The sequence below is a fragment of the Nitrincola nitratireducens genome (assembly GCF_000585235.1).
Lineage (GTDB): Bacteria > Pseudomonadota > Gammaproteobacteria > Pseudomonadales > Balneatricaceae > Nitrincola > Nitrincola alkalisediminis.
This window is the reverse complement of sequence record NZ_AONB01000038.1, coordinates 1-7,618: the sequence shown is the minus strand read 5'-3', so window position 1 is coordinate 7,618 and position 7,618 is coordinate 1. Positions and strand designations below refer to the sequence as shown.

Annotated in this window: 6 protein-coding genes; 5 read left to right on the top strand and 1 reads right to left on the bottom strand. The window is 41.7% G+C overall.

Annotation, left to right across the window (positions count from 1 at the left end; translation table 11 throughout):
- Nucleotides 1–175: 175 nt before the first annotated feature.
- Complete coding sequence (locus D791_RS18275; RefSeq protein WP_036514844.1) at nucleotides 176–2,245, top strand: TonB-dependent receptor; 2,070 nt, start codon at nucleotides 176–178, stop codon at nucleotides 2,243–2,245.
- 4 nt (nucleotides 2,246–2,249) lie between these two features.
- Here the strand turns inward: D791_RS18275 and D791_RS18270 are convergent, their stop codons facing one another.
- On the bottom strand, nucleotides 2,250–2,915 hold the full coding sequence (locus D791_RS18270; protein WP_036514842.1) for an NBR1-Ig-like domain-containing protein: 666 nt from the start codon (nucleotides 2,913–2,915) through the stop codon (nucleotides 2,250–2,252).
- Nucleotides 2,916–3,698: 783 nt separating this feature from the next.
- Here D791_RS18270 and D791_RS19395 point away from each other — a divergent pair.
- From D791_RS19395 to D791_RS18245, 4 genes are all read left to right on the top strand, one after another.
- A complete protein-coding gene (locus D791_RS19395; protein ID WP_051514685.1) occupies nucleotides 3,699–4,307 on the top strand; it encodes a hypothetical protein in 609 nt (202 codons plus the stop codon).
- Between the two features lie 67 nt (nucleotides 4,308–4,374).
- Complete coding sequence (locus tag D791_RS18260; RefSeq protein ID WP_036514839.1) at nucleotides 4,375–4,617, top strand: hypothetical protein; 243 nt, start codon at nucleotides 4,375–4,377, stop codon at nucleotides 4,615–4,617.
- A gap of 604 nt (nucleotides 4,618–5,221) precedes the next feature.
- The gene (locus tag D791_RS19390) at nucleotides 5,222–7,234 is read left to right on the top strand and encodes a bifunctional serine/threonine-protein kinase/formylglycine-generating enzyme family protein (RefSeq protein WP_051514684.1); all 2,013 of its coding nucleotides are present in this window, start codon (nucleotides 5,222–5,224) and stop codon (nucleotides 7,232–7,234) included.
- A gap of 166 nt (nucleotides 7,235–7,400) precedes the next feature.
- A partial coding sequence (locus D791_RS18245; RefSeq protein WP_036514836.1) for a hypothetical protein occupies nucleotides 7,401–7,618 on the top strand: 218 nt, incomplete at its 3' end.

The window sequence follows — 7,618 nt, the reverse complement described above, 5'->3', positions numbered from 1 at the left end:
TCTTCCCTAGAAGGTTGAGTTTAAAAAATCCAGACCAGTTATTTACAAGACCAAATAATGAAAAATCTGCTGAGTTTATACGTAACCACTCTTGTGTAGAATGATTAGCTAATATACATTTTAAACATAAGCTATGTGCCATAGGCACTTAAAGAAACCTGCAAAGGAGAGCCAGATGTCTGGAAGTGGAAGGGTGACATCGATTTTTGTCAGAAAACCTGCAGCTAATCGATTCAATTTTGCTGGTTTGATTTTACTAGGCGGCTCGTGGACTACCGCAAGTCTACATGCAGAGCCTGTGTTTGTGTTAGTCGAAAAAAGTATTGCAAACCAACCAGAAGAGCATTTTTTGATCAATCACAATCTGTCCCAATGGCAACAGTCACTGCATGAGTTGAATCAGACATTTCTAGTCGATTCACAAGAGGGCGATGCACAAAACCTTGCCTTGTATTTTCCTAATGTTCAGCCAGATCGATTGGGTGCTGGTACCGGGGAAGACTTCACGCTTCGTGGCTTCCATACCGGAGGGCGGCTGCTGCTCGATGGCATGCTGGATAATCAGAACTACTCTATACGCGACGCTGCCACTGTAGAGCGTATCGCTTTTATTAAAGGACATAATAGCGTTCTATACGGTGCAGGTGCACCGGGCGGAAGTGTGAATTATCTGTCAAAAAAACCTCAGTTCGAAAGTGCGCGCTCATTAACACTGACAGGAGGTAACTTTGATTATAAACGTCTAGTCATTGATGCAACGGGTCCCGTTGATGACGAAGAAAGGCTTGCATGGAGATCAATTTTGGTTTTGCAAAATGCTGATACATGGAAAAACAGTGTCAGTGATCATCGTTACATAGTGATGAACAGCCTAGAGTATCGTTACCTAGAGATGAATCATCTTCGTGCAACATGGGAATACAGTCAGCAGCACTATCCCTACGACTTTGATAATGTGTATGCACAAGATCGGCCAGTTTTTGGTGTTTCTTACGTACACCCGAGTGCTCGTGCAAAGCGAGCTTTCAATCGCTTGGAGATTGACTGGCATCATAGAATCTCATCACAATCTTGGCTGGAGGCAAGTGCTCGCTATATTGACGGCAGACGAAATGAAGATCAGATAGGTTTCTTTTATATGATTAACGACCAGCTTCCTCTGGTTGGTTTTTATCAATTGGTCGATGAAACATTTGAACAGTACACAGGCCGGATTGCTTGGAGTCAAGCATACAGAACAGGAAAAGTGGACAGTTTGTTGACGATGGGGGTTGAATACCATACAACCGAGACTCATTACGATAATCGTCGTTCGGCGGGGGCCTTCAGTTTAGATATTTACAACCCGCGTTTTGTTTTTAATCTGCCTGCCCATAATAGGCTTCTTAAAAGGCAGGGATATTTTACATGGAATGAATATTCTTTTTTTGTGCATCAGCAAATGCAGTTGACACCATCATTGATGCTGACAGTTGGGGGGCGTTACAGCGATTATGAACTACAGTCTTGGTTTAATCAGATTCATGTTGGCCAAACTAAGAATACACACTGGACTTCAGCACTGGGGCTCTCTTGGAGCGGTCAAAATGGCTTACAGTTGTACGGTAGTTATAGCGAATCTTGGTTGCCAAATTCAGGAATCAGTAAAGAAGGGAACTTCTTTGATCCAAGTCAAGGGCGACAGGTGGAAGTGGGGATGAAATGGAAACCGACTTCTAATTTGGCGTTTCAACTTGCAGAGTATCGTATTATTCAGGATAACCTGTTGGTCCGAGATCCAAATGATCCTGTGTATAGAATTCTGGCAGGTGAAAAGCATGTTAAGGGCAGTGAACTGCAAATACAGTGGCAAGTTGCACCGAAGTTATCAGTCAGCGCCAGTGTAGGGCGCTTAGATTCAACGTTGTGGCGTAGTTATGATGCGAATGAAGGGAATGCTTTTCCAAGCGTACCAGATAAAACGGCTTCAGTTCTCTTTGCTTATCAGCCTTTGGCAGAGATTAGGACCTATATGGGGGCAGTCTATCAGAGTAAACGCCCGGGTAATTTGGCAAACAGCTTTCATGTAGACAGCTTTATACGCTATGACGCTGGCGCAAGTTGGCAGATCCGACCTGATGTTCGTGCAAACTTTAGTGTAAGAAATATTTTCAATCGCCAGTATGTTAGTTATGCTGCTGGTGCCGATTTTCTTCGTTTTGGTGATCCTCGAACCCTTCGAGCAGGTTTGACGCTTGTATTTTGAATGTTTAGTAATCCGATATTAAGCCCGCGGCTGTCGCGGGTGTAATAATCGTGACTTTTACCCAAACACCGCGAGATTCAGGGAAGCAGAGTGAGCCATCAGGCCAAGACATTTTCCAGTAAGATAATACAGTCCCCGGAGTATTGGGTGCCTGAAATGTTACCTCTAGCTCGACAATATCCCCAGGGTTAGTGTCAGGCACTGGGATCAATGTAGTTTCAGGCTGTAGGTTGGGTGCTAAATTTAAGACATCACCTGATTTTGTGAACACGACCACTTCATCATCAAGGCAGCGAAGAAAGCGATTTGTCCAAGGAGTATTGCCGACGTTTTGTAAGGCCCAGATTTTTTTAAAGCGTGTGCCTGCAAGAATTAATGCTCCGTCAGGGTGTGTGACGTCCCGAATAAATGCACTGCAGTCACCTGGTGTGTACGTTTGTGCCTCACGTTGAAGAGTAGTCTTCTCAAACACCATATGCAGCAATCGCATAGGGTGGACTTGCAGTGCCCATGCGAGAGAGCTGAGTGTGTTAAGTGATGGCTGTTTTTCGCCCTGCCAGCACTCATAGAGGGTTTGTCTACTGATGCCCGCGAGCCGACAAATTTCAGCCAGCGATTGATTCAGTTGCCTGCAGCGTTGGCGGACATACATCTCAAGTTTTGTATTCATAGTAACCTGACAATCGACATAGAACCTGTCTTATTTTTCTGACAGATTTGTATTCTAGATGAAATATACTCTGACTACTATTAATAAATAGCAGTGTAGAGTTGGCTAACTTTCTTAAAACTGTTTTAAACAGTGTAAATGTAAGGAGTTATGGAGAATGGTTTTTATAATACTCCCAGTTGTAATCAAGTACGAATGCGCTTGGAGTAGTAAGCCCCTAGTATATTTAAATTGAGTGTATAGCTTAACCTACTGCAATGCAGGCAGTGAAATCAGGGTGCGAGTAGTATGATATGGATTTCTAGTGGTAGCTTTTCTTGAAATTGGGAGTATAAATCCTACCCATGTCATGATTTTAAGTATGTTTATTCTAGGGGGCTATTTATGTTTTTGAAATCGTTGAAAAATTTTGATTGTTAATTAAAGATGCATTGAACTGAAAAATAATCGTGCGAGTGCTGAAGATGCTAAAATCAAAGGAAATTATGATGTTGAGAAGAAACAAGTGTAAGCTGTTAGTAAAGGTGGAGTCACTGATTCAGGTTTTAAAGAGCTGGTACAAAATTGGTTGACACATTCCGTATTCCTACTTTTGGTCGACCTGACTTGGTTTGTATCCTACTCTTTTATAGATGATCGGGGTTTGCTTTAAAAGTGTTTATAGATAACTGATTTTTCCTGGTTTTTTGTTAAGCTGTCTTAAAATTCTGACAAATATCTGTTTTGTATGAAATATACTTAAACTAAATGCTAGAGAGCCTTTGAGGTATTTTGGAGAGCTTTATGATGATTTCTGTATGTTCTTTAAACTTAAGACAAGCTCTATTTGTTTTGATATGTATTTTTCTGCTATCAGCCTGTGCTAGCTTTCCGCTGGGTATGAATGAAGCAGAATGGCAGAGTTTGACTTCAGAACAACAGTTAAAAGCTAGGCAGCAGCAGGCTGAGCTAGATAAAGCTGCCGAGATACGCCGTTCGGCCGAGGCTGCTGCACGGAAAGCGGAAGTTGCTAAGCATGAAGCTGAAATTGAGGGAAAGCGAAGTAATGCTGCGTATGGAGAGCGTTTGCAATGTATTCTTCAACCGGCGGAAGCTTGGTTAAATCGAAAATGGCGGGTAGTTCAGCCCCAAGCATTGGATTTAGTTTTGGGTGAAGAGTTACCCTTTGCAATAAGTGAGACAAAGCATCGGACCATACATTATGGTAGCGAAGCTTATGCCCATTTTAAAGGACAAGAGTTGGCTCTTTGTCGTTTTTCTGAGGGCAGGGGGCCGTGCGCACGAATATTGGGTAATTTTTCAGATTACCACCGAGGTATTAGACAAGATTTCCATGTTGAACAGTTCTTGAGAGGGCACCTGCGTTGTCAGTTAGTACCAACAAGAAAATAAAACTGATAGTGACTATCAGTATAGTAGTTAAAGCAAAATAGTCCTAATCTAAAAAAGGTAGTACAAAATGAAAAAAGTAAAGTCGATCAGTAAGCACATAAAAGTAATCATGGTAACAGCTGGGTTCTTATTAGTCTCGGCAGGCAATGCACATGCAAACCTAAAATATGAATGCTGGACATATGTAAATGGTAAGCCTGATAAAATGACTCATGTTGTTGCTGCGAATAAAGGGCAAGCGGAGACTTTGGCAGTAGCTAAATTCAGAGATATAGGAGTGCCGCGTTTTGATTCAGTAAGTTGTAAGTAATATGTTATTAACTCGGCGGTAGTTTATGTCAGCTGTAAGTCATCTCTCATGCAGCTTCTGGTGCTGCCTTTGCAGACATAAACTGCCCTAGGATAATAGCTTGCGCATTAGGTGACTTTGCTCTCGCGTGCTTAGGCCCGTAGATTGTTATGTTCTGCTGTGTTCTCCCTTCTTGTATCTGCAGGCCCGAAGGTCAGCATGACCAAATAGTTTCTTAGGGTGCATTTGCTCTCTGGGATAGTTTGAGTCCACTGGTATCAAGGCATTTAGAGCTTTGCCAATGTTGACTGTATCCAAGTGACAGTGCAAATAGGTATTCCTCAGTAAAAAATTGAAGATACTTCGATAGAATGTCTCCAAAATCTGACACTTTATTTGACATGATCGCTTAATATTTACCGAAACTATCTTTTGTAACATTGCAACTCAATAGCACAATTTTGTAGGAGATTATTTTTTGATAATTTTAACTTTCAAAAAAATTTCGTAGGTTTATTTATTGACCTGTTGGCAGTTCTTATTAGTTATGGTTTAGCTATCCTGCTCACTTACAACGAGACTCTCGCACTCAAGATATAGCATAGATGCAGAATAGGGATGATGTATGAGTAAGCTCGAATTCAACCAACGTACCTTACCCCAAGGCTTTAAACTTGGTGATTATCTTATTAATGATCTACTTGGGCAGGGAGGCTTCGGAATTGCTTACCTCGCGCAAGACATCCATTTGAAAAACCAAGTTGTTATTAAAGAATACTTTCCCAATGAGCTGGCGAGTCGTGATGGTCAAACTGTTAGCGTAATGGGTACTGATCGACATATCGACTATGAAAAAGGTATGCAGCGCTTCCTAGAGGAGGGTCGGGCATTAGCGCGTTTTAATCATCCCACAGTGGTTCGTATTCTTAAATATTTCCAACAAAATAACACCGCATATTTAGTGATGGAGTTTGTAGATGGAGAGTCTTTAGATCGTTATCTAAAGCGTAAGTATACATTGACCCCCGAAGTGGTTGAATATCTTGCTAAGGAATTGCTTAACGGCTTAGAAGTGGTTCACCAACATGGTTTGATCCATCGGGATATTAAGCCAGCCAACATTATGCTGCGTACTAATGGCCATCCCGTATTAATAGACTTTGGCGCAGCAAAAGAGGTGATAGGTGAAAGAAGTAACTCCGTAGTGGTGACACCGGGTTATGGCTCACCAGAACAATACAGCTCTAAGTCAATACTCAAACCCTCCACAGATCTTTATGCAGTTGGTGCTACTCTGTACAAATGTCTAACGGCGCAAACGCCAGAGGAAGCCAGTGCAAGATTACTTGATGATGATCACAAGCCTTTAAGGGAGCTGCCGTTAGCTAGAAAGTGTGCCCCGCAGTTAGTTACTTTAATCGATAACTGTATGCGGCTTAAAAGCATAGAGCGTCCCCAGAGTGCGCAAGAAGCTATAGAGTTGTTAACTGTAGTTGAGCAAGAAAAATCAATTCTATTGACTGTTCTTGACTCATCCTCCCTAGAAACTATGATTGAATGCGCTGAAAGTAATGGTGTAATTACTCAACGAAAAGTCAACCAGATAATTTTAAAAGCAAAAAAACAGGGTTTTGATACCGAAGAAGTAAAGGCGAAAGTAACTAGATTGGCTGAAGAAAAAGGTTGGGTAATAGAGTCAAAATTTAATAAGTCATTCTTATTAATGGTGATTTTCTGTGTTCTTCTGTTGGTTGGTTACTACCAGTATAAATTATTTGAATCTATGCCTGAATCCAATCCAATCTCGGATCAAGAGAGTGATTTACAGCAGTTAGTCCAATATAAACAACAAGAGGATATAATTAATAAAAATGAATTGGTTAGTATTCCTCAACCTATTCAGAGCTTGTTAAGTTCCATGGTTATTATTCCTTCAGGTGAGTTTCAGATGGGCTGTAGCCAAGAAGATAATAGTTGTTATTATGGTGAAGGCCCTGTACGTAATGTTCAAGTAGCGGGATTCAAAATCGGCAAGATGCCGATTACCTTTGCACAATGGGATGCTTGTGTCAGTGCGGGTGGTTGCAGCTATCAGCCGAATGATGTGGGTTGGGGTAGAGATGATCGTCCAGTAATTCATGTTAGTTATAATCATGTTACTCAAGAGTTTATTCCGTGGCTTAATCGTGTTTCAGGCCAGAGCTTCCGTTTACCTAGTGAAGCTGAATGGGAATATGTAGCGAGAGCGGGCACTACGGAGCGATATGGGCATTTTGGGAGCTGCATTACAACTTTAGAGGCAAATTATGATGGTAATTACGATGTCAGCGGTTGCCCTGAATCAAAGACTGGCAATTATTTGAACCGGACTCAGACAGTAGGTACTTATTCACCAAATTCTTGGGGGGTACAAGATATGCTAGGTAATATATGGGAGTGGACGGATGATTGCTGGAGTGACAGTTACACTGGTGCGCTCAGTGATGGACAAGCAAGAACGGATGGAGATTGCACGAGGCGTGTATTGCGTGGCGGGTCATGGTTCAATGGCCCTTGGAGTTTACGCGTTTCTAATCGTTACAGAAATAACGTAGCCTACGGTAATAACGTGGGGTTTAGGGTAGTTCTAGTTCTTTAGCTTTCTTCCAATTCTTTAGCGAGGGATTTCTTCAGTCTTTTGAAATTAAAAGCTTTGAATACTACGAAAGCCTCGTTGATAGTAAGAAAAATAACTACAGGAGCTGATGCTGCAATAGGATACGCTTAGTGAGCATATTTAGCTTTAAATGAAAAAAGGAATAGTAATGAGTAAACCCGAATTCAACCATCTCACTTTACCCCAAGGCTACCAGTTAGGTGGTTATGTTATTTTAGACCTATTGGGCCAAGGTGGTTTCGGAATTGCCTACCTTGCACAAGACGTCGACTTACAAAATCGAGTGGTGATTAAAGAATACTTTCCCAATGAGTTGGCCAGTCGTGATGGACAAACAGTCAGTGCTTTGGGTACTAATGGACAAGC

Excerpts from the sequence above, each read along its gene's own strand:
- D791_RS18275 (WP_036514844.1), top strand. The coding sequence starts at position 176 with ATGTCTGGAAGTGGAAGGGTGACATCGATTTTTGTCAGAAAACCTGCA.
- D791_RS18270 (WP_036514842.1), bottom strand. The coding sequence starts at position 2,915 with ATGAATACAAAACTTGAGATGTATGTCCGCCAACGCTGCAGGCAACTG.
- D791_RS19395 (WP_051514685.1), top strand. The coding sequence starts at position 3,699 with ATGATGATTTCTGTATGTTCTTTAAACTTAAGACAAGCTCTATTTGTT.
- D791_RS18260 (WP_036514839.1), top strand. The coding sequence starts at position 4,375 with ATGAAAAAAGTAAAGTCGATCAGTAAGCACATAAAAGTAATCATGGTA.
- D791_RS19390 (WP_051514684.1), top strand. The coding sequence starts at position 5,222 with ATGAGTAAGCTCGAATTCAACCAACGTACCTTACCCCAAGGCTTTAAA.